Below are 21952 nucleotides of genomic sequence, written 5' to 3'. Positions count from 1 at the left end.
CGACAATCGACAAAAAAGGGGAGTTTTTTGAACGATGTGGGCAAGACGGCTTGAGGTCGCGCGCGGATCTGCGCGGACATTGCTGATGATGACCACCATGCTGGCGCCGCTTGCCGCTCATGCCGAGGCTGCTCCCGCAGCAGAGCCGGCGGCGACCGGTGACGCGGCAGGAACGGTCGGCGAAATCCTCGTCACTGCGCAAAAGCGCAAGGAGAACCTTCAGAAAGTCCCGATGAGCATCACGGCGCTTTCGTCCGAAACGCTTCAGCACCTGAAAGTCCAGAATACCGAAGACGTCATCAAGTTCCTGCCTTCGGTGGCTTTCACTTCGGCGGGGCCGGGCAATACCCACCTCTTTTTCCGCGGCATCGCCAGCGGCGAGAATTTCAACCACTCCGCATCGCAGCCGACCGTGGGCGTCTATCTCGACGAACAGCCGATCACGACGATCACCGGCGAACTCGACCTGCACATGTATGACATCGCCCGGGTCGAGGCACTCGCCGGGCCGCAGGGCACGCTTTACGGCAGCAGTTCCGAAGCCGGGACCGTGCGCATCATCACCAACCAGCCGCAGATCGGCAAGCTGGAAGCGCGTGTCGACCTGACCGGCAGCACGACCTCGCACGGCGATCCGAGCGGAACGGTCGAAGGGATGATCAACCTGCCGATCGGTCAGCATGCGGCGTTGCGCATCGTCGGCTGGTACGACCGCGCGGGCGGCTACATCGATAACGTCGAACGCACGACCTATTTCCCGACGGCGCAGATTTCGGTCAACAACGCCGAATCGGTGAAGAAGAATTTCAACGATGTCGAAACCTGGGGCGGCCGCGCTGCGCTGAAAGTCGAACTGGGCGACGACTGGACGATCCAGCCCTCGATTCAGGGGCAAAAGCAGCTTTCCCACGGCAGCTTTGCCTATGACAAGTCGGTGGGGATGCTCGAAACCGCGCTGAAATTCACGCCCTATCACGATGACAGCTGGATCCAGACCGGCCTTGTCGTTCAGGGCAAGATTGGCTCGCTCGACCTGACCTATGCGGGCAGCTATCTGCAGCGGCACGATGACGGCGTGTCGGACTATTCCGACTACAGCTATTTCTACGACGTCTATTATGGGCAGGTGAACCACAACGACGCCGGGCAGGTCATCGACCCGTCGCAGTATATTCAGGCGAAGGGCGAACGCTTTTACCTGATGAGCCACGAACTGCGCTTGGCCTCGGACCAGACCAAGCCCCTGCGGTTCCAGGCCGGTCTGTTCATGGAGCGGCAGGAACACCAGATCTCGCTCTATTACAACGTCAACGGTTTGGCGGCGTCGGAATCCGTGCCGGGGGCGCAAGGGTCATGGTGGCTGACCCGCGAAAAGCGCGTCGACCGCGACTATGCCGGCTTCGGGCAGATTTCCTATGACATCCTGCCCAAGCTGACCATCACCGGTGGCGGGCGCGTTTATAACTACAACAACTCGCTGGTCGGTTTCGCCGGAGTTTCAACCAAGAGCTGCATCGGCGACGCGGTTCTGGCGGGCACGCCCTGTACCACGATCGGGGTGGTCAATGCCGACGGTTCGGTCAGTCCGCGCAAAGCGACCGGCACCGGGTTCCTTCACAAGCTCAATCTCGAATACAAGTTCGACAACAACCGCATGGCCTATTTCACCTGGTCGCGTGGCTATCGTCCGGGCGGGATCAACCGGCAGGCTGCCGCCGGTCCCTATGCTCCCGACTACCTCACCAATTTCGAACTGGGCTTCAAGACGAGCTGGTTCGACAACCACCTGCGCTTCAACGGCGCGCTCTATTGGGAAAACTGGAAGAACATCCAGTTCTCCTACCTGACCTCGGTCGGCGGCGTGGTCATGACCGTCGTTGACAATGCCGGGAACGCCACGGTCAAGGGCATCGAGTACTCGCTCGAGGCAACCCCGGTGCAGGGGCTGTCGTTCAAGACGGCGGGTTCGTTCAACGACGCGCGGCTCGACGACAATTACTGCAAGATCAAGGGGACGGCCGATTGTTCGGGCAGCGGCAACTATGTCATGGCTCCCGCCGGGACGCAGCTGCCGACGACGCCGCGGTTCAAGGGCACGACGTTCGTGCGCTATGACAAGGAACTGCCCGGCTCGCTCAATGACTGGACCGGCCACATGCAGGCCAGCATCAGTTACCAGAGCAGCAGCCGCAACGACTTGCGCTCGGTCGACTATGCCTATTTGGGCTCGCGACCCGGCTTTGCGACGATCGATCTGGAAATCGGGGTGGCGTCGGCCAAGTGGACGGCGGAACTTTTCGTCAAGAACCTGACCGACAACCAGACCGACCTTTACCGCTATGCCGAATGTGCGCCTTCGACGTGCGGTGGTCGTTCCTATGCCTATGTCTCGCGGCCCCGGCAGGTGGGTATCCACGTCGGACGCAGCTTCTGATCGAAGGGCCGGGGCCGCGTTTGCGGTCCCGGTAACGACGGCACCCGCTTCGCGAGGGAAGCGGGTGCCGTTGCGGATCAGTTCGCCTTGGCGGCGGTGATGATCACTTCGACCTTGTAGTCGGGGGTGGCGAGCTTGGCTTCGCCGGTGGCGCGTGCCGGGGCCGGGAAACCGGCGATCCATGCGTCCCACACCGCGTTCATTTCAGCAAAGTCGGCCATGTCGGCCAGCCAGATGGTCGCGGCCAGAATGTGGTTCTTGCTGCTGCCGGTGCGTTCGAGCAGCGCTTCGACGCTGGCGAGAACGGCCTTGGTCTGTTCGGTGACGCTTTCGCCGGGGGCGCCGACTTGCCCGGCGAGATAGACGGTGTCGCCGTGGACGACGGCCTGGCTCATGCGGGGGCCCTGATCGAAGCGGGTGATGGTCATTGTAGGTCGATCCCTTTTGCTGGTTTTCGTGAAGAGCTGACTTGGCGTGCCGTTCAATAGCGGCTTACGGCAAGGTCTCCAGTCTCGATTTCCGGCTTTCTTCCGGTGATGATGTCGGCGATCACCTGTCCCGAACCGCAGGCCATGGTCCAGCCCAGCGTGCCGTGACCAGTGTTGAGGAACAGGTTGGGCAGCTTGGTCCGGCCGATGATCGGGGTGCTGTCGGGTGTCATCGGACGCAATCCGCTCCAGAACGTCGCCGCACCGAGATCGCCTGCACCGGGGAAGAGCGATCCCGCCGAATGTTCGAGCGTGGCACGCCGCGCGAGCGGCAGGTCTTTCGAAAAGCCCGAGATTTCCGCCATGCCGCCGATACGGATGCGGTCGCCCAGACGCGTGATCGCGACCTTGAAGCTTTCGTCGAGCAAGGTCGAAACCGGTGCGCGGCTTTCATCCACGATCGGAACGGTCAGCGAGTAGCCCTTCACCGGATAGATCGGCAGGTCGATGCCGAGCGGGGCGAGGAGGTGCGGCGAATAGCTGCCCATCGCGACGATATAAGCGTCGGCGGTCACGCGGCCCGTGCTGGTTTCGATGTGGGCGATACTGCCCCGATCGACGGCAATGCGGGTGACGACCGTTTCGTTGCGGAATTCGACACCTTGCGCAGCGGCGAGTTCAGCTAGGGCATTGGTGAACTTGAAGCAGTCGCCGGTTTCGTCGTTGGGCAGGCGCAGGCCGCCCGCGATCGGCACGCTGCTCGCGGCAAGGCCGGGTTCTGCGGCAATGCAGCCTGCCGCATCGAGCACTTCGAAGGGAACGCCGTCGGCCTGAAGCACGGCGATGTCCTTGGCAACGCCGTCGACCTGCTTGGCTTCGCGGAACAGCTGCAAGGTGCCCTGCATGCGCTGGTCGTACTGGATGCCGGTCTTCTGGCGCAGCGCCATCAGGCAATCGCGGCTGTATTCGGCAAGGCGAACCATGCGGCTCTTGTTCACGGCATAGGCGTGTTCGTTGCAGTTGCCGAGCATCGCGATCAGCCAGCGCAGCATGGCCATGTCCGGCTGCGGGCGCAGGATCAGCGGCGCGTGCTTCATCATCATCCAGCGCAGCGCCTTCATCGGGATGCCCGGAGCCGCCCAGGGAGAGGCATAGCCGGGCGAGATTTCACCGGCATTGCCGAAGCTGGTTTCCAGCGCGGGACCGGGCTGGCGGTCGATCACCACGACTTCGTGTCCGGCTTGGGCAAGGTACCATGCCGACGTGACGCCGATCACGCCGCTGCCGAGAATCGCGATTTTCATTGGGCGAGGCTCCGGTTGTGCGCACCTTCCGTCACGGGGACGACGATCCGGTCGTAACGGCGGCTGAGCTGGGTGAGGATTTCGTAGGAAATGGTTCCGGCGTCGTTGGCGACATCGTCGATCGACTGGTGAGGGCCGACCAGTTCGACCGGGGCGCCGGGAAAGAGATGCTCTGCCGGAACGTCGGTGACGTCGAGCGTGATGCTGTCCATCGATACGCGTCCCGCAATCGGTGCGCGTACGCCGCCGATATAGGCAGCACCCCGATTGCCGAGACAGCGGGGCCAGCCATCGGCATAGCCGACCTGGATCGTGGCGATGCGGGTTTCACGTTCGGCACGGAATGTCAGGCCATAGCCGACGCCCGTCCCCGCCGGGATCGTGCGCAATTGCGCAATGCGGGCTTCGAGTGCGACCACGGCATGCATCGGATTGGCACCCGCACGCGGGGCGCCGCCGTAAAGGGCGATCCCTGCGCGCACGAGGTCGAAATGGCCGCGATCGAGGAACGAGCCGCCGCTGTTGTCGAGTGCGCGGGGAACGCCGGGGAAATGCGCGGTGATCGCACGGAACCGTTCGGCCTGTTCGGCATTGGCCGCCGCCGTCGGATCGTCGGCGCAGGCAAGGTGGCTGATGAGGAAGCGCACATCGATCGGGTCGAGCACGTCGGGTGTGGCAAGGAGCCGGTCGATCTCTTCGGGTGAGAGACCCATGCGCGACATGCCGGTGTCGAATTGCAGCATGGCGGGCAGCTTGCGGCCACGCGCCCTGGCCTGCGCCGACCACAGCTCGATCTGGTCGAGCGAATTGAGTACGGGGATCGCGCCCAGTGTCGCACATTCCGCCTCGTCGCCGGGAAGCAGGCCGTTGAGCACGAATACGTCCGCTTCGCCCCGGACATGGGGAACAAGGGCGGCCGCTTCGCCGAGCAGGGCGACGCAGAAGTGGCGGCAGCCTTCGTCGATCAGGGTTCGCGCGACCAGCGCCGCGCCCAGGCCATAGCCGTCAGCCTTGACCACGCCCGCGACTTGCGCGGGGCTCACCTGCTGCCGGATCAGGCGATAATTCGCCGCCAGCGCGCCCAGATCGATGGTCAGTGTTGCCCCTGCAGTCACGAAGCCTCCAGCGCCTTGTCCAGTGTTGAAAGTTTATCGCAGATCGTTTCAAACGTCTTGCCAAAGAGGCGCATATATCGTTATTTTTTATCTTGTAATCGCATAATCTGCGAGAGATTTGGGGGAATATGTCAAAGGCTGCAGATGCCACGGATCGTGCCATCCTTCGCCTGTTGCGGATCAACGGGCGTATGCCCAATTCCGAGATCGCCGATGCGGTCGGGCTGTCGCCGTCGGCCTGTCTGCGGCGGATCAAGCTGCTCGAGGATTCGGGTGTCATTCGCGGCTATACTGCCGTGATCGGACCCGAAGGCGAAGAGGATAACGGCGTCGACGTGGTGGTGCAGGTCACGCTCGACCGGCAGACCGAGGAATACCTCTCGCGGTTCGAACATGCGGTGCGGCAATGGCCGGAAATCCGGGAATGCTTCCTGATGACCGGCGACGTCGATTACTGGTTGCGCGTGCGGACCGACAGTGTAGCGGCCTATGAAGTGCTCCACGGCGAAGTGCTCTCGCGATTGCCGGGCGTGACGCGGATCAGTTCGAGCATCGCCATGCGCGATGCCTTGCGCCCGCCGCGCAACCGCAAGTAAGTCGAGGCGCGAGGTTTGTCATGACGCTCGAACAACTCCGGATCTTTGTCGCGGTCGCCGAACGGCTCAACATGACTCGCGCGGCAGAAGCACTGCACATCACGCAGTCCGCCGTGAGTGGAGCGGTCGCGGCGCTGGAAAACCAGCATCAGGTGCATCTCTTCCATCGTGTCGGGCGCCGGATCGAGCTGACCGATGCGGGCGCGATGTTCCTTGACGAAGCGCGCGCCATTCTCGCCCGTGTCGAAGGAGCACATCATGCCCTGGCTGACTGGGAAGGGCTACGCCGGGGGCGGCTCTCGCTCGTCGCCAGCCAGACAATTGCCGGCTACTGGCTGCCCGAGCGGCTGGCCCGGTTCAAGCGGCACTATCCGCAGATCGAGCTTTCCGTCTCGATCGCCAATACCGACGGCGCGGCGCGGGCGGTTCTGGATGGCACGGCGGAGCTGGGCTTTGTCGAAGGGGATCTCGACGACCCCGCGCTGGCGCGCGTGGCGGTGGGGACCGACCGCATGTGTCTGGTGGGGACCGAGCCGGTCGCCCATGTCTCGAACGCATGGATCGGTACGACGGGCTGGATCATGCGCGAAGAGGGATCGGGAACGCGCTCGACCTTCGAAGCGGTGATGCGCGCGCGGGGGATCGACCCGGCCGACCTTTCGGTGGTGCTGACGCTGCCGTCGAACGAAGCGGTCCTTTCCGCCGTCGTCGCAGGGGCGGGATGCGCTGTTCTGTCGCGTCTGGTCGTGGCCGGGGCCGTGCAGGGGAGGCTGTTGCATGTCCTGCCTTTCGACATGCCCGAACGGCCGTTTTTCGCGCTTCGGCACAAGGAACGCTATCGCAGCAAAGCCGCGCAGGCGCTGCTTGATGCGATTGCCGGATACGAAGCGGCGGCCGATTGGGTCATCTGATCGCAGACAATCAATCTTGTTTTGAGATTGAAACGATAATTACAATCCGTTTGAGTGATTGAATGCCATGGCGCATCAGGTCTCCCGTTCCAAGGAGATCTTCCCATGGCGGTCCTGCATCTCGTCCATCGCTCTTACGCCGGTTCCCGCTCGCTTGTGCCGGGGCTGCTGCTGTGCCTCGGCATCACGGGCACGGCGATGGCGCTGGAACAGGTCGAGCGCATGGTATGGGGGCGGGCCTGGCTCGAAAGCCTGGTGCTCGCGATCCTGCTGGGCGCGCTGGTGCGGACGGTCTGGACGCCGCAGCGACGCTGGTTTCCCGGTATCGCCTTTTCCGCAAAAGTCCTGCTCGAAATCGCGGTGGTCCTGCTGGGCGCCTCGGTCAGCGCGGCGATGATTGCAGCGGCGGGATGGGGTCTGATGGCGGGGATCGCGGCGACGGTCGTGCTGGCGATCGGTACCAGCTATGCGATCGGGCGGATGCTGCGCCTGCCTCCGCGCATGGCCTTGCTGGTGGCGTGCGGCAATTCGATTTGCGGCAATTCCGCGATTGCGGCCGTGGCGCCGGTGATCGGGGCCGATGGCGACGATGTGGCGGCCTCGATCGGCTTTACCGCGATCTTCGGCGTTGCCGTCGTGCTTGGCCTGCCTGTGCTTGGTGCAGCGCTGGGCCTCGATGGATTGCAGTATGGTGCTTTGGCCGGACTGACCGTTTATGCAGTGCCGCAGGTGATTGCCGCTGCCGCGCCGATGGGCGCCGTTGCGGTGCAGATGGGCGCTCTGGTCAAGCTGGTGCGCGTCCTGATGCTCGGCCCGGTCTGCGTGGTCATGGCCCTGATCGCACCGGGTCTTGGCGGAACGCCTGCCCAGAGCGAACCTTATCGCGTGCCGGTTCCTGCGCGGAGCCATGTCCGGCTCCACCATCTCGTGCCATGGTTCATCGTCGGCTTTCTGGCGCTGGTCGGCCTGCGTTCATTCGATGCGGTACCCCATGACCTGCTGGCGCCGATGGGACAGCTTGCAAGTTTCCTGACCGTGGTCTCGATGGCGGCGCTCGGGCTCGGGGTCGAAGTCCGCACCATCGCCCGTGCCGGAGGGCGTGTTACCATGGCGGTCGTCCTCTCCCTCCTTGCGCTCGGCACGATCAGCCTTGGCCTGATCCACTTGCTCCATCTGGCCTGAGCTTACTGTCTAGCGCACTGCTTCTCCATGAAATGTGGCGATGCGAATGCCCATCGCCGAGAGCCATTCGCCGGGCAGGGTTCCGCCCGCGCAGACGAGGACGGCGTCGTTGTCGAAATGCTCGGGCCCTTCGGGGCCATCGATGGCGACGGTGGCGGGGGCAATGGCGGTCAGGTGCGCGGACAGGCGAAGCGTGAGCAGGCCCTGATCGGCAAGGGCGTGGACGCTGTCGCGATTGGCGACATTGGCGCGGGCGAACGCCGGGCCGCGATGGACGAGCGTCACGTCGGTGCCGGGAACTTCGGCAAGGGCGATCGCGGCTTCCAGAGCGGAATCGCCGCCGCCCACGACCATGACGCGATGTCCGGTATATTGGCCGGGGTCGGACAAGCGATAGACGACTTTTTCCAGATCCTCTCCGGCAATGCCGAGACGGCGGGGCGTACCGCCCCGTCCCACTGCCAGCAAAACGCGGCGGGTGCGGTAGTGCCCCTTGTCCGAGATCACCGTGAAATGATCGCCTTCGCACGTGACCGTGCGGACCTGTTCCTCGAACCGGGGGGCAAGTCCGGTGCGTTCGAACAGATCCTGCCAATAGGCGAGCAGGCCTTCCTTGCTGATCGATCCCAGCCGCACTTCGCCGATGAGCGGCAGGTGCGCGGGGGTCGTCATGACCAGTTTGCCGCGCGGGTAATGGGTGACCGATCCGCCGATGTTCGCTTGATCGAGCGTGACGAAGTGCAGGCCGCGCTCGCGCGCACCGAGGCTGGCGGAAATTCCGGCGGGGCCGCAACCGACGATGACGACATCGAAGAGGTCGGGTTGTTCGGGTGCCGTTTCCCCACCAAGAGCGTCGGCAATCGCGTGGATGGTTTCTCGCCCCTGATCGATCGCGTTGTGGATCAGGCCGAGCCCCCCCAGTTCGCCCGCGATGTGGATGCCCGCGACGCTGGTTTCGCCGCCTGGTCCCAGCACCGGCATGGCAATGCCGCGCGTGGGTGTGCCGATGGCGAGCGTAATCGCATCGGTCGGACAGGCATCGCGGCAGGTGCCGTGGCCGATGCAGGCCCATGGCTCGATCAGCACGGCCGTACGCCCGATCAGACCGAGCGCATCGGTTTCGGGGCATGCCCGGATACAGGCGCCACAACCGATGCAGCGCGCCGGGTCGATGCGCGGGTGAATGCCCGGTGGTTCGGCAAGACCGGTCGCCCGGTTGCGGACCAGCAGGTCGCGGTTGCGCCGGCTCCGTCGCCGATGATGCAGCGCCCACCCCGCAACGGCGATTGCGAGCGGCACGGCATAGACGGGGACGAGCAGGGCAGTGGCGATCATGCCGCGCGGCACCTTGGACAGAAGTTCGGGCGCGACCCGGTCGGGGAGGGCCGCTTCCCATCGATACAGATAATAAAGGACGACCAATTTCCAGCATAATCTGGCATCACAGGTCTTGGGCGCGAAACTACGGTGGATTCGCGGGGAAATTGCTCGGCCTGACATGAATGCGTGTGCCGAAATGACCGGAACGGAAGCACTCGGCGGCGTCGAACGGCGATCCTCGTCTGTCTGGATTGACGGCGTGGTGGCCATGACCGTGCTGGTGGCGCTGGGCCTGGGCTGGCAGCATCGCGGGGACGCGGTTTTCGATCCCCGTGGCTGGCCCGGCTATCTCCTCGGGCTGTGCGGATCGCTGGCGATGCTGCTGGTCCTCTGTTTCTCGATCCGCAAGCGTCTGGGGGCCGTGACGCGGGCTCGTCGTTCGGTTGGCTGGTGGTACAATGCCCATATCCTGCTGGGACTGGCGGGGCCCTTGGCCGTGCTGTGCCATGCGCGTTTCGCGTGGGGGTCCATCAACAGCAGTTTCGCGCTTGGTGCGACCTTGCTGGTGGTGGCGAGCGGCGTTTCAGGGCGATACCTCCTCGGGGCGGGGCGGCGGTTGCGTGCAAGGATGGCAGGGGCGCTTGCCGTGGCCGAGGCGGATCTGGCTGCTGCGGGAGAGGGGTCGGAGATGCGCCTTGCCCGTCGCCGCCGGAATGCGGCGCGCCGTGCGGCTGGGATTGCGGCCGCGCTCGATCGCGCTGGCGAAGTCTGGCACTATGCGCACATACCGCTGTTCATGGTGCTCGTGCCTGCGGTGCTTCTCCACGTTTACATGGCCCATGCCTACTGATGGGTGGTTTGCGGCGCCTTTCGCTGGTCTTGCTCGCGCTGGCGCTGGGGGCGGTGTTCGCCGCGTCCGGAGCCGCCTTGCGCGCAGAAACGGTGATCGAGCGGCTGGTCAGTCCGGGACCCTTGTCCCCGGCCCATGCCCGTCTCGAAACCCGCTGCAACGCGTGCCACGTCTCGTTTCACAAACAGGCGCAGAACGGGCAATGCCTGTCGTGCCACACCGGGATTGCCCGCGATCTGGCGAGCCGCACGCGCTGGCACGGGATCATGGCGCAAGGGCAATCGTGCCGGTCGTGTCACGTCGAGCATCGCGGGACGTCGCAAGGACTGGTCCTGCTCGATCGCGCGCATTTCCATCATGATCGCCAGACGGCCTATCGCCTGACCGGGGCACATGTAAGGACGTCTTGCGTGGCCTGTCACAAGGGCATGGTGCGTTTCAGGGAAACCCCGCAGGCCTGCGTTGCCTGTCACGTGCGACAGGACGTGCATCGCGGCGGGCTGGGTCCCTCGTGCCAGTCGTGTCACACCACCGCCCGTTGGCGCGATGTGCTGCCGTTCGATCACGACCGCACGCATTACCCCCTGACCGGAGCGCACCGGACGGTCGCCTGTCTGGGGTGTCATGTCGGGGAACACTGGAAAGGGGTGTCGACGGCCTGTGCCGCCTGTCATGTGAAACAGGACGTCCATCGCGGCGCCGATGGACCGCGTTGCGAGACCTGCCACGGGACCGCCAATTGGCGCACGATCGCGTTCGATCATGACAAGGTAGCTGCGTTCCCCTTGCGTGGGGCCCATCGGATCCTTGCCTGCGTCACTTGCCATCCCCGCACGGTCCGGCCCGATCGCGCGCCGGTTCCCTGCATCGGCTGCCATGTGCGCGAAGACGTGCACAAGGGCGCCGACGGACCGAAATGCGAAAGCTGCCACAGCCAGGCGACGTGGAAAGTGGCGACCTTCGATCATGCCCGCACAGGATTCCCGCTGATCGGGCATCACGTGCGCGTCGCCTGTGTCGCGTGCCACCCCAAATCGGTCGACAAGGTCAAGGTCGGCAGCCAGTGCATCGACTGTCACCGCAAGGACGATGTCCACAAGGGCACTTTCGGCACGGTTTGCGAGGGGTGTCACAAGCCGACCGGCTTCCGCATCGGCAATCGCGTCGGGCTTACGGTATCACGCCCGGCTTCGGGCCCGATGTCGCACCCCATGTCTCCTCCGGCGCAACCGGCCAATTCGCTCATGCGCGATTTTCCGCGATCGGGTCTGCGCGACTGACGATTGCGGTTTGCGCGTTGGTGGTGCAAGACTGGACACCAGTGTCGCGACATGACGGGAAATCGTTTCCGTCCAACGAAGTGTCGGGCCGACTGCAAGAGGGTGTCGTCACGATGAAACAGCACGGTCCATGGATCGCTCTGGCGCTTGCCGGGCTCGGAGCATTGGCAAACCTTGCCGTCATGCGCGGGGAAAATGTCAACGCGCTCTGGTTGGTCTTTGCCGCCGTCAGCTGCTTTCTGGTCGCCTATCGCTATTACGCGCTCTACATCGCGCATGTCGTGCTGGGGATCGACGGTACCCGCCCGACGCCTGCGGTGCGCCGTGCGGACGGGCTCGATTATGTTGCGACCGACCGTGTCGTTCTTTTCGGTCATCACTTTGCCGCGATCGCCGGAGCGGGGCCACTGGTGGGGCCGGTCCTGGCCGCGCAGATGGGCTATCTGCCGGGAACCTTGTGGATCGTCTTCGGTGTCGTTCTGGCCGGGGCGGTGCAGGATTTCATGGTCCTCTTCATTTCCATGCGGCGCGACGGCAAGTCGCTGGGCGAACTCGTCCGCCTCGAAATGGGCAATGCGGCCGGGACCATCGCCCTGTTCGGCACGTTCATGATCATGGTGATCGTGCTCGCGGTGCTGGCGCTGATCGTGGTCAAGGCGCTGGCGGAAAGCCCGTGGGGCCTGTTCACGGTGGCCGCGACGGTGCCGCTTGCGCTCTTCATGGGGCTTTATACCCGGTTCGTGCGTCCCGGCCGCGTCGGCGAAGTCTCGATTCTGGGCCTCATCGGCCTCTTCGCCGCCATCGTCTATGGACAGCAGATCGCGGCCTCGCCGGTGTGGGGACCGATCTTTACGCTGACGCCGGTGCAATTGTGCTGGGTGCTGATCGGCTATGGCGCGGTGGCGTCGGTCCTGCCCGTCTGGCTCCTGCTCGCGCCGCGCGACTATCTTTCGACGTTCCTCAAGATCGGGGCGATCGCCGCGCTGGCGGTCGGGATCGCGATCACCGCGCCGCCGCTGCGCATGCCTGCGCTCACCGCCTTTGTCGCGGGTAATGGCCCGGTCTGGGCCGGGGGCCTGTTCCCGTTCCTCTTCATCACGATTGCCTGCGGTGCAGTGTCGGGGTTCCATGCGCTGATTTCCAGCGGCACGACGCCCAAGCTGATCGCGACCGAGGATGACGCGCCGATGATCGGCTATGGCGCCATGCTGATGGAAGCGTTCGTCGCGATCATGGCGCTGGTTGGTGCCTCGATCATCGATCCGGGCGTCTATTTCGCCATGAACAGCCCGGCCGCCGTAGTCGGGACCGATCCCGCCCATGCGGCCGTTGCCGTGTCAGCCATGGGCTTTGCCGTGACGCCCGACACGATCGCCCACGTGGCCCGCGAAGTCGGGGAAAAGACGATCATCAGCCGCGCGGGCGGGGCGCCGACGCTTGCCGTCGGCATGGCCGAGATTTTCAGCCATCTGTTCGGCGGCGCCGCGATGAAGGCGTTCTGGTATCACTTCGCGATCCTGTTCGAGGCGCTGTTCATCCTGACAGCGGTCGATGCGGGGACGCGTGCCGGGCGTTTCATGTTGCAGGATCTGATCGGGCTGGCCGTGCCCTCGTTCCGGGCGGGCAAGGGCGCCTTGCCGAGCCTTGTCTGCACCGGACTGTGCGTCGCGGCCTGGGGCTTTTTCCTCTATCAGGGCGTCACCGACCCGATGGGCGGGGTCAACACGCTGTGGCCGGTGTTCGGCATTTCCAACCAGATGCTGGCGGCCGTCGCGCTGATGCTGTCGAGCGTGGTGCTGTTCCGCATGAAGCAGCAGCGCCATGCCTGGGTTACTTTGCTGCCGACGGCTTGGCTGCTGATCTGCACGGTCAGCGCGGGTGTGCTGAAAATCGCGTCGGCCGATCCGCGCGTCGGCTTCCTTGCCCATGCGGGCAAAGTGAAAGCCGCGCTCGATCGGGGCGAATTGCTGGGCCCGGCAAAATCGATGGCGCAGATGCACCAGATGCTGGTCAACGACCGCATCGATGCGGGACTTTGCGCGCTGTTCCTGGCTGTTGTCGCTTCGGTTCTGGTCTTTGCGATCCGTGCCTGTTTTCAGGCCGTCGCGTTCGATCGCCCGAGCGTGCACGAAATCCCCGACACGCTGGTCCCGGCCGAATGAAGCGGGCGCTCGTCCTGATGCGCCGGATCGCGCGCGCCATGCTGGGGCTGGGCGATTACGAGGCCTATTGCCGGCACATGGCCGACCACCATGCCGGAGCCCCGGTCATGACGCGCGCGCAGTTCTTTCGCAATCGACAGGACGCCCGTTATGGCGGGGCAGGAACCGGGAAGTGCTGCTGACGCTCTAATCGGGCTGACGCTCTAATCGGGAAGAGCCATGCGGATCTCGGCGCAAAGTCCGCCGTGGGGGCGATTGCGCAAGCACACTTTCGCACCGAACGTGCGCGCTTGCGCATCGGCAATGGTCAGGCCGATGCCGGTCCCCGGCGGCTTGCCCGAGCCATTGCCGAGACGGCGATAGGGCTGGAAGGCTTCGCCGATGAGGTCGTGGGGGATGCCGGGGCCCTCGTCGAGCACACGGATGACCAGTTCCTCGCCTTCGACGCCCGATTGCAACTCGGCCGAGCCTGCATATTTGACGGCATTGTCGATCAGGTTGTTGAGGCAACGGGTAAATGCTTCGGGCTTCACCATGGCGCGCACGTCGCAGCCTTTGGAAAAGCGCACGTCGTGCCCGACATCGGCAGCGTCTTCGGCAAGGCTCGACAAAAGGGAATCGATATCGACGAGTGAGACCGGTTCGCGGCTGTCGTTGCTGCGCGCAAGCTCCAGTCCGTCGCTGACAAGATGCTGCATCGCGCCCAGATCGTCGATCAGGCGCTGACGCAAGGCTTCGTCGGGCACTTGTTCGAGACGCAGGCGCAGCCGGGTCAGCGGGGTTTGCAAGTCGTGCGTGACTGCCGCCAGGATCTGCGTGCGTTGACGGAACCCTTCGCGCACGCGCTGTTGCATCAGGTTGAAGGTTTCGAGCGCAACGCGCACTTCGCGTGGGCCTCCGACCTGGATCGGTTCGGGATCGGCCGTCACCGAAAAGGCGCGCGCCGCGCGCGTCAGGCGTCGCAGGGGCAGGGACGTGACACGCGCGACCATGATCGAGAGCACCACGCTCGCGAGAATGATCAGCGTCATGTACAGCGGATCGAGCGGGGAACGGCTGGGCCAGTGGAGCCGACCGACATAGATCGTCAGGTTCCGTTCGATCCCGTGGGCATCGCGAAAGCGGATGAACCAGCAATCGGGCAGCGAGGAATCGGTGATCCCCGCCGCGCGCAGGTTCGGGTCGAAATTGGGAAAGCATTGTTGCTGCGGGATGGGCATGGCCTGCGGGCGGGCAGCTTCGCCCAGACGCGCGGTCAGCAGGCGACCGAGCTCGGGATCGGGCGCGTTCATGCGCCATTCGGTCTTGGCCTGCGTCGCGCCGAGGATATGATCGTCGGCAACAAGGCGCGCGGTCTGCTCCGGATCCCGGGCGAAGCGGGTGGCGATGTCGGATGTGCTCGTCACCACGAGTTCGAGTTCGACGCGGGAGAAATCGTGCTGGTGCGCCCGTTCGGCAAGGAACAGCGACACGAACGAGGCAGAGGCAATGCCCGTCGACAGGATCACGACCAACTGCCCGGTCAGCGAATCCGCAAAAGCGCGCAAGCGGTGGAACAGCGGGATCATTCGAACGTGATCGGGCCGGGCATGACATAGCCTTCGTTGCGGACTGTCAGGACGGTGTCCGCGCCGCCCGGTTCCTGCCCCAGTTTCTGGCGCAGGCGGCTGATCTGAAGGTCGATCGATCGGTCGAACGCCACGGTGGCGCTGCGTTCGGGCAGGAGTTCCTCGCGGGAAAAGACCCGGTCGGGGGCCTCGATGAAGCGGGCCAGCAGGCGGTATTCGGCAGTCGAGAGCATGACCAGCCGGTCGTCCGAGCCGATCAGGCGGCGATGATGGATGTCGAGCCGCCATGGTCCGAACCGGGCCACGCGGGCATTGCGCGGGCGTCCGGCCGTCGCGGAGCGGAACCGGCGCAGCAGGTTCCGCACGCGGGCGAGCAATTCGCGCGGCTCGAACGGCTTGGTCAGATAGTCGTCGGCCCCCAGTTCCAGCCCCAGCACGCGGTCGATCGCGGTATCGCGTGCGGTGACCATGATGATCGCCCCTTCATACCCGTCCGACCGCAATTGGCGGCACAAATCGATACCGTCGCCATCGGGCAGGTTGAGGTCGAGAATGAGCAGGTCGGCGGGGGTGTCGGCCATTTCGCGCCGCGCTTGCTCGACACTGCAGGCCGAATCGACGCAATAAGGCTCGCGCTGCAATTGCGCGATGATCAGTTCGCGAATATCCGGATCGTCCTCGACGACCAGGATACGCCCCTCCTGCACATCACTTTGCTGGTTCATCCTGCGCGTCATACAGAACCGGAACCGTCCCGTCTGCCATTTGATACACGATGATACGTGACACTACACGATCCTACGCGGCTGTACCTGTTGTTCCTTTTCAATCTGTGCTGCAGGGGCGAAGGGATCCGTCTGAAACTTGAGGAGATCGGTCTTGCGTGTTCTTCCATCCATTTGCGCGAACCTTGCCGGGGCAGGGCTGCTGGCGCTCGCCCTTGCCGGGTGTTCGCAACAGCAGCAGCAGATGCCCCCGATGGGCCCGGCGGAAGTGGGCGTGGTCACGCTGGTTGCCGAGCCTGTCACGGTGTCCAACGAACTGACCGGGCGTACGGCGGCAACGACCGCATCCGATGTCCGCCCCCAGGTCGACGGCGTCATCAAGGCCCGCCTGTTCGAGGAAGGCTCGATCGTCCACGCCGGGCAACCGCTCTACCAGATCGATCCGCGCCTCTATAAGGCTTCCCTCGATCAGGCGCGCGGACAGCTCGAAAACGCGCAGGCGACCTTGTTCACCAATCAGGCCAAGGCCGACCGGTACAAGACCTTGCGCGACAATCAGGCCGTCAGCCGTCAGGACATCGACGACACCATCGCGGCCGCCCGGACCGCGCGGGCGAGCGTGCATCAGTATCAGGCCACGGTCCAATCGGCGCGCGTCAATCTTGAATATACCCGCGTGCTGGCCCCGATCACCGGACGGATCAGCCGCTCGACCGTGACGCCCGGCGCGCTCGTGACGTCGGGCCAGACGACAGCGCTGGCGACGATCCAGCAACTCGACCCGATCTATGTGGACATCACCCAGTCGTCTTCCGATCTCGTCAAGCTGCGCATGGCGCTCGCCAACGGCAGCGTCCTTCCCGCGACGGCGACCGTTCATCTCAAGCTCGAGGACGGCAGCGACTATCCGCTGACCGGGACTATCGAGTTCAGCGAAGTCACTGTCGACGAACAGGCCGGAACCGTGACGCTGCGCGCGCGCTTCCCCAATCCGCAGGGCTTGCTCCTGCCGGGCATGTTCGTGCGTGTGGTTACACCGCAAGGCGTGGTGCCCAAGGGTATTCTCGCCCCGCAACAGGGTATCACCCGCGATGCGAAGGGAGACGCGACCGCTCTCGTCGTTGATGCTTCGAACAAGGTGGTCTTGCGCAATGTCGTCGCGGACAAGGCGATCGGCAACAAGTGGCTCGTCACCAGCGGGCTCAAGGCCGGGGATCGCCTGATCGTCGAAGGCGTCGACAAGGCCGAGCCGGGCGCGGTGGTCAAGCCCGTTCCCGTCAAGCTGGGATACTGATCGACCATGGGTATCAGCCAGTTTTTCGTCAGCAGGCCGATTTTTGCCTGGGTGATCGCGATCGTGATCATGATGGCCGGGATCGGATCGATCATGCGCCTTCCGGTCGCGCAATACCCTGACGTTGCGCCTCCGGCGGTGGATGTCAGAGCGACTTATCCCGGCGCTTCGGCCGAAACGCTTGAAACCAGCGTGACGCAGGTGATCGAGCAGCAGCTGACCGGCATCGACAACATGATCTATTTCTCGTCGACGTCCGACAGCTCGGGCACGGCGACGATCACGGTCACTTTTGCCAAGGGCACCGACCCCGACGTCGCCCAGGTGCAGGTGCAGAACAAGGTGCAGCAGGCAACCTCGCGCCTGCCGACCGAAGTGCAGCAGCAAGGCCTGACCGTCACCAAGTCGAACAGCGACTTCCTGATGATCGTCGGGATGTACGACAAGAGCGACCGCACCACTTCAAGCGACGTCGCCGACTATCTGGTCAGCAATTATCAGGATGACATCGCCCGTCTGAACGGTGTGGGCCAAGTGCAGGTGTTCGGGTCCGAATACGCGATGCGCGTGTGGATGGACCCGGTCAAACTCGCCTCGCGCCAGTTGATGCCGTCCGATCTTGAAACCGCGATCCGCGCACAGAACATCGACTTGTCCTCGGGGCAGATCGGGGCGCTTCCTGCGCTCAAGGGACAGATGCTGAACGCTGTGGTCAAGGCCAAGGCGCGTTTGCAGACGCCCGAACAGTTCCGCAACATCGTCGTCAAGACGATGCCTGACGGCTCGGTCGTGCATCTGTCCGATGTTGCCCGGGTCGAACTGGGGCAGCAGGATTATTCGATGGATGCCCGTTTCAACGGGCATCCCGCCGCGGGTATGGCGATCCAGCTCGCGCCCGGTGCCGACGCGCTCAAGACGACCGCTGCGGTCAAGGCCGAAGTGACGAAGCTGTCGGGCAGCCTGCCGCATGGTTACGCGGTGTCCTATCCGCGCGACACCAGCGATTTCGTCAAGCTGTCGATCCGCGAAGTGATCGAGACCCTGCTGATCGCGGTCGTTCTGGTCGTGATCGTCATGTTCATCTTTCTGCAGAGCTGGCGCGCGACGCTCATTCCTGCAATCGCGGTGCCGGTGGTTTTGTTGGGTACGTTCGGCGTGCTCGCGCTGTTCGGGTACTCGATCAACACGCTCACGCTCTTTGCCATGGTGCTGGCGATCGGCCTGCTCGTCGACGACGCGATCGTGGTCGTCGAAAACGTCGAGCGCGTGATGGCCGAGGAAGGGCTGGATCCGGCCGCCGCCACGATCAAGTCGATGGGCGAGATCGGGACAGCGCTTGTCGGCATTGCACTGGTGCTTTCGGCGGTCATGCTGCCGATGGCGTTCTTCGGCGGATCGACGGGCGTGATCTATCGCCAGTTCTCGGTGACGATCGTTGCGGCCATGGCGCTGTCGGTGATTGTCGCGCTGGTCCTGTCGCCCGCGCTTTGCGCAACTCTCTTGAAAGAGGGGCATCACGATCCTCTGACGCGTGGCGGTCTGTTCGGCAAATTCAACCGTTGGTTCGATCGCCTTACCCGCAGCTATGTCTCGGCCACGGGGCAAGTGATCCACCGGCGCGGCGCGCATCTCGTCGTCTATGCTGTGATCGCGGCGGGGATCGTCTGGCTCTTCATGCGGCTTCCGACCGGCTTCCTGCCGACCGAGGATCAGGGCGAAGTCATGGTCATGTTCACGCTGCCCGCCGGTGCCACGCAGGAACGCACTCTCGCGATCAGCAAGGAGGTCGAACATGTCTTCCTCGAACAGGAAAAGAAGGACATCAAGGGCCTCTTCACGGTCACGGGGTTCAGCTTTTCCGGCTCGGGCCAGAACGCGGGCATGGGCTTTGCCAGCCTCGCGCCGTTCGATGACCGTCCGGGCGCGGCCCATGCCGCCGGGGCCATCAACGGCCGGGCCATGGGCAGCTTCCTCAAGATCCGCGATGCGCAGGTCTTTGCGCTGACGCCTCCGGCGATTTCGGGGCTGGGGCAATCGAACGGGTTCACGTTCGAACTGCTCAACACCAGCCACATGCCGCGAGCCCAGTTCGTTGCCTTGCGCGACAAGCTTATCGCGGCGGCGGCACAGGATCCCAAGCTGGCGCAGGTGCGCGCCTCGACTTTGCCCGACACGCCGCAATTCCGCGTCACTCTTGACGACGCCAAGCTCGCGGTTCTCGGGCTTAGCGAGAGCGATGCGACTTCCACGCTGAGCGGGGCTTGGGGCAGCACCTATGTCGGCGACTTTGTCGACCGGGGCCGCGTCAAGCGCGTCTATATCCAGGCCGATGCGCCCTATCGCATGTTGCCCGACGATCTCGGCAAGTGGTTCGTGCGGTCGAGCAATACGTCGAGCAGCACAAGTGCGACCACGTCGTCGGCATCGGTCACGACCACCGACGGGACGATCACGGTGCCCAGCACCATGGTGCCTTTTACCTCGTTCACCAAGACGAGCTGGGAAAAGGGAGCGAACAGCGTCTCGCGCTTCAACGGCAGTTCGTCGTACGAAATCAACGGCAATGCCGCCCCTGGCTACAGTTCGGGTGACGCGATGAACGAAATGATCGCCCTGCAACAGAAACTGGCACCGGGAACCGGCTATGCGTGGAGCGAGCTGTCCTATCAGGAAAACCAGTCGAGCGGGCAGGCGGTCTACCTCTATGCGCTCTCGATCCTGGTCGTGTTCCTGTGCCTTGCCGCGCTGTATGAAAGCTGGTCGGTGCCGTTCGCGGTGATGATGGTCATTCCATTGGGGGTTCTGGGGGCCGTGCTCGGCGTCACGCTGCGCGGACTTGAAAACAACATCTACTTCCAGGTCGGTCTGCTCACCACGATCGGCCTTGCGGCCAAGAACGCGATCCTGATCGTCGAATTTGCCGAAGCCGCACGGCGTAACGGTCGTTCGATGCGGGAAGCCGCACTCGAAGCCGCCCAAGTCCGCCTGCGTCCGATCCTGATGACCTCGATCGCGTTCATCGCCGGGGTTCTGCCGCTTGCAGTCGCAACCGGGGCGGGGGCGCAGAGCCGCATCGCGATCGGCACTGCCGTTCTGGGCGGGATGATCACCGCGACGGCGCTGGCCATCTTCTACGTTCCCATGTTCTTTATCGTCATCGGGCAGCTGTTCCACCGCAAGGCGGATGCTCCCAAGGCGGAGGAAGCCTGATGCGCCGCGCCTCTCTTGCCCTGCTCGGGCTCGCCACCACACTGGCCGGGTGCAACATGGCCCCCCACTATGTCCGCCCGGAATCCGCCGCCCCGCCGCAATGGCCGCAAGGGGCCGCCTATGGCCCCGAACAGGCGGGCGCGGCGGGTTTGCCCTGGCGCACGCTGTTCACCGATCCTCGCCTGCAACACGTGATCGAACTGGCGCTTGCCAACAATCGCGACCTGCGGGCGAGCCTTGCCAGCGTGGCGTCGGCGCGAGCGCAGTACCACGTCGAACGCTCCTATCAGCTGCCGACCATTTCGGGTGGAGCCAACGCCAGCATCACGCGCGGAATCAAGACCGACCAGCTCGATTCCAGCACTTATTCCGGTACGGTCGGGATGAGCAGCTTCGAAATCGACCTGTTCGGGCGATTGAAGAACCAGACCCGCGCCGCATTCGAAAGCTATCTGGCGAGCCAGTCTGGCTATCGCTCGGCACGCCTGACGCTGGTCGCTGAAACCGCGACCGCCTATGCGACGCTGGCATCCGATCGCGATCTCCTGTCGATTGCGCAGTCCACTCTGGCCAGCGGAACCCGCTCGCTCGAACTGACGCAGGAGCTGTTCCGTTCGGGGCTTACCAGCGCTGGTGACGTGCAGAGCGCGATCACCGTGGTCGAGCAGGCCCGCTCCGACATCGCCAACCAGACGACTTTGGTGGCACAGGATCGCAACGCGCTCGAACTGCTGGTCGGTGCCCCGGTCGCCGACGATCTCCTGCCTGCGTCGCTCTCGGAACTCGACGGAACGATCGGCCATGTGCCTGCGGGCGTGTCCTCGGACATCCTGCTCCAGCGTCCCGACGTCCTTCAGGCCGAACATCAGCTGCAAGGCGCCAATGCCAGCATCGGAGAGGCGAGGGCGGCGTTCTTTCCGACCATCAAGCTGACTTCGGCTGTCGGGCTCGCAAGCTCGGCCTTGTCGTCGCTGTTCACCGGCGGCGCGCTCAACTGGAACGTCACTCCTTCGGCCAGCGTCCCCATCCTGGGCGGCGTGACCAAGGGCAATCTCCAGTATGCCAAGGCTCAGCGCGACTATTACCTCGCGCAATACGAAAAGACCGTGCAGTCGGCCTTCCGCGACGTCGCGGACTCGCTCGCGCGTCGCGGGACCATCGTCGATCAGCGCGGCGCGCAGGCCCGCCTCGTCGCCGCTTCGGAAAAGGCCTATACCCTTGCCGACGAGCAATACCGGGCGGGCACCGGTACGTTCCTGACGGCCCTCGTCGACCAGCGCAGCCTTTACACCGCGCGCCAGACCCAGGTTTCAACGATCCTGACCGATATCAGCAACCGCATTACCCTCTACAACGTACTCGGCGCTGACCCCTCCCTCGACGCCACACCGACAAACCCGCCGCACTCCTGATCCCCGGGACGCATGGCTCCACCACACGACAAGGCCCGCCATCGGCGGGCCTTGTTGCTATAAACCGCCAGCATCACGCTCAACCGCATCGCCGAATTCGGCCCCATCACGGAATCCTGTCCTCAAAATTAGGATAGAAGGCGTCCAGAAATCTAGGGGCT

The 21952-nt window shown here is 64.2% G+C and carries 17 protein-coding genes; 11 read left to right on the top strand and 6 right to left on the bottom strand.

The annotated features are described in order from the left end of the window. Positions 1–85 precede the first annotated feature (85 nt). Positions 86–2434 (top strand): TonB-dependent receptor, encoded by a 2349-nt coding sequence (locus Y88_RS14355; RefSeq protein WP_018075825.1) that lies wholly within the window; start codon positions 86–88, stop codon positions 2432–2434. Between the two features lie 77 nt (positions 2435–2511). Here Y88_RS14355 and Y88_RS14350 read toward each other — a convergent pair whose 3' ends face one another. Genes Y88_RS14350 through alr form a run of 3 tightly spaced genes read right to left on the bottom strand, consistent with a single transcriptional unit; the run spans position 2512 to position 5281 of the window. Next, positions 2512–2862, bottom strand: coding sequence for a RidA family protein (locus Y88_RS14350; RefSeq protein WP_008070518.1), 351 nt, complete (start codon positions 2860–2862; stop codon positions 2512–2514). 53 nt (positions 2863–2915) lie between these two features. Further along, positions 2916–4166, bottom strand: a complete 1251-nt coding sequence (locus Y88_RS14345; RefSeq protein WP_008070515.1) for a D-amino acid dehydrogenase — start codon at positions 4164–4166, stop codon at positions 2916–2918. Next, the gene (gene alr, locus Y88_RS14340; RefSeq protein ID WP_008070513.1) at positions 4163–5281 is read right to left on the bottom strand and encodes an alanine racemase; all 1119 of its coding nucleotides are present in this window, start codon (positions 5279–5281) and stop codon (positions 4163–4165) included. The genes Y88_RS14345 and alr overlap by 4 nt, the downstream gene beginning before the upstream one ends. A gap of 128 nt (positions 5282–5409) precedes the next feature. On the opposite strand from alr, the gene Y88_RS14335 reads away from it, so the two are divergent. The 3 genes from Y88_RS14335 (at position 5410) to Y88_RS14325 (ending at position 7970) form a co-directional block, all read left to right on the top strand. Further along, positions 5410–5877, top strand: a complete 468-nt coding sequence (locus Y88_RS14335; protein ID WP_008070511.1) for an Lrp/AsnC family transcriptional regulator — start codon at positions 5410–5412, stop codon at positions 5875–5877. Between the two features lie 20 nt (positions 5878–5897). Further along, positions 5898–6788 (top strand): LysR family transcriptional regulator, encoded by an 891-nt coding sequence (locus Y88_RS14330; protein ID WP_008070510.1) that lies wholly within the window; start codon positions 5898–5900, stop codon positions 6786–6788. 105 nt (positions 6789–6893) lie between these two features. Next, positions 6894–7970, top strand: a complete 1077-nt coding sequence (locus tag Y88_RS14325; RefSeq protein WP_008070508.1) for a YeiH family protein — start codon at positions 6894–6896, stop codon at positions 7968–7970. A 9-nt stretch (positions 7971–7979) separates the two neighbouring features. On the opposite strand, the gene Y88_RS14320 is transcribed toward Y88_RS14325, so the two are convergent. Beyond that, entirely contained in the window at positions 7980–9305 is a 1326-nt protein-coding gene (locus tag Y88_RS14320; protein ID WP_232281095.1) for an NAD(P)-binding domain-containing protein, read from the bottom strand. A 181-nt stretch (positions 9306–9486) separates the two neighbouring features. On the opposite strand from Y88_RS14320, the gene Y88_RS14315 reads away from it, so the two are divergent. From Y88_RS14315 to Y88_RS14300, 4 genes are all read left to right on the top strand, one after another. After that, a complete protein-coding gene (locus Y88_RS14315; RefSeq protein ID WP_232281094.1) occupies positions 9487–10140 on the top strand; it encodes a pyridine nucleotide-disulfide oxidoreductase in 654 nt (217 codons plus the stop codon). After that, positions 10140–11420: a hypothetical protein gene (locus tag Y88_RS14310; RefSeq protein ID WP_008070502.1), complete on the top strand. Its 1281-nt coding sequence runs from the start codon at positions 10140–10142 to the stop codon at positions 11418–11420. Before Y88_RS14315 ends, Y88_RS14310 begins: the two co-directional genes overlap by 1 nt. A gap of 113 nt (positions 11421–11533) precedes the next feature. Next, complete coding sequence (locus Y88_RS14305; protein ID WP_026166975.1) at positions 11534–13582, top strand: carbon starvation CstA family protein; 2049 nt, start codon at positions 11534–11536, stop codon at positions 13580–13582. After that, on the top strand, positions 13579–13764 hold the full coding sequence (locus Y88_RS14300; protein WP_008070500.1) for a YbdD/YjiX family protein: 186 nt from the start codon (positions 13579–13581) through the stop codon (positions 13762–13764). Before Y88_RS14305 ends, Y88_RS14300 begins: the two co-directional genes overlap by 4 nt. A gap of 21 nt (positions 13765–13785) precedes the next feature. On the opposite strand, the gene Y88_RS14295 is transcribed toward Y88_RS14300, so the two are convergent. Together Y88_RS14295 and Y88_RS14290 are read right to left on the bottom strand one after the other, a co-directional pair. Continuing rightward, complete coding sequence (locus tag Y88_RS14295; protein ID WP_008070499.1) at positions 13786–15150, bottom strand: ATP-binding protein; 1365 nt, start codon at positions 15148–15150, stop codon at positions 13786–13788. Continuing rightward, on the bottom strand, positions 15147–15875 hold the full coding sequence (locus Y88_RS14290) for a response regulator transcription factor (protein ID WP_018075826.1): 729 nt from the start codon (positions 15873–15875) through the stop codon (positions 15147–15149). The genes Y88_RS14295 and Y88_RS14290 overlap by 4 nt, the downstream gene beginning before the upstream one ends. 154 nt (positions 15876–16029) lie before the next feature. Between Y88_RS14290 and Y88_RS14285 the strand changes: the two genes are divergently transcribed. The 3 genes from Y88_RS14285 to Y88_RS14275 are packed head-to-tail and all read left to right on the top strand — an operon-like array spanning position 16030 to position 21791. Continuing rightward, the gene (locus tag Y88_RS14285) at positions 16030–17169 is read left to right on the top strand and encodes an efflux RND transporter periplasmic adaptor subunit (protein ID WP_008070497.1); all 1140 of its coding nucleotides are present in this window, start codon (positions 16030–16032) and stop codon (positions 17167–17169) included. Positions 17170–17175: 6 nt separating this feature from the next. Next, a complete protein-coding gene (locus Y88_RS14280) occupies positions 17176–20379 on the top strand; it encodes an efflux RND transporter permease subunit (protein ID WP_008070495.1) in 3204 nt (1067 codons plus the stop codon). Next, a complete protein-coding gene (locus Y88_RS14275) occupies positions 20379–21791 on the top strand; it encodes an efflux transporter outer membrane subunit (RefSeq protein ID WP_008070493.1) in 1413 nt (470 codons plus the stop codon). The genes Y88_RS14280 and Y88_RS14275 overlap by 1 nt, the downstream gene beginning before the upstream one ends. Positions 21792–21952 lie beyond the last annotated feature (161 nt).

Origin of the sequence: Novosphingobium nitrogenifigens DSM 19370 (genome assembly GCF_000192575.1) — a bacterium.
GTDB classification, from domain to species: domain Bacteria; phylum Pseudomonadota; class Alphaproteobacteria; order Sphingomonadales; family Sphingomonadaceae; genus Novosphingobium; species Novosphingobium nitrogenifigens.
Note: the sequence above shows the minus strand (reverse complement) of the source record. Positions and strands in the feature narration are given on the sequence as shown.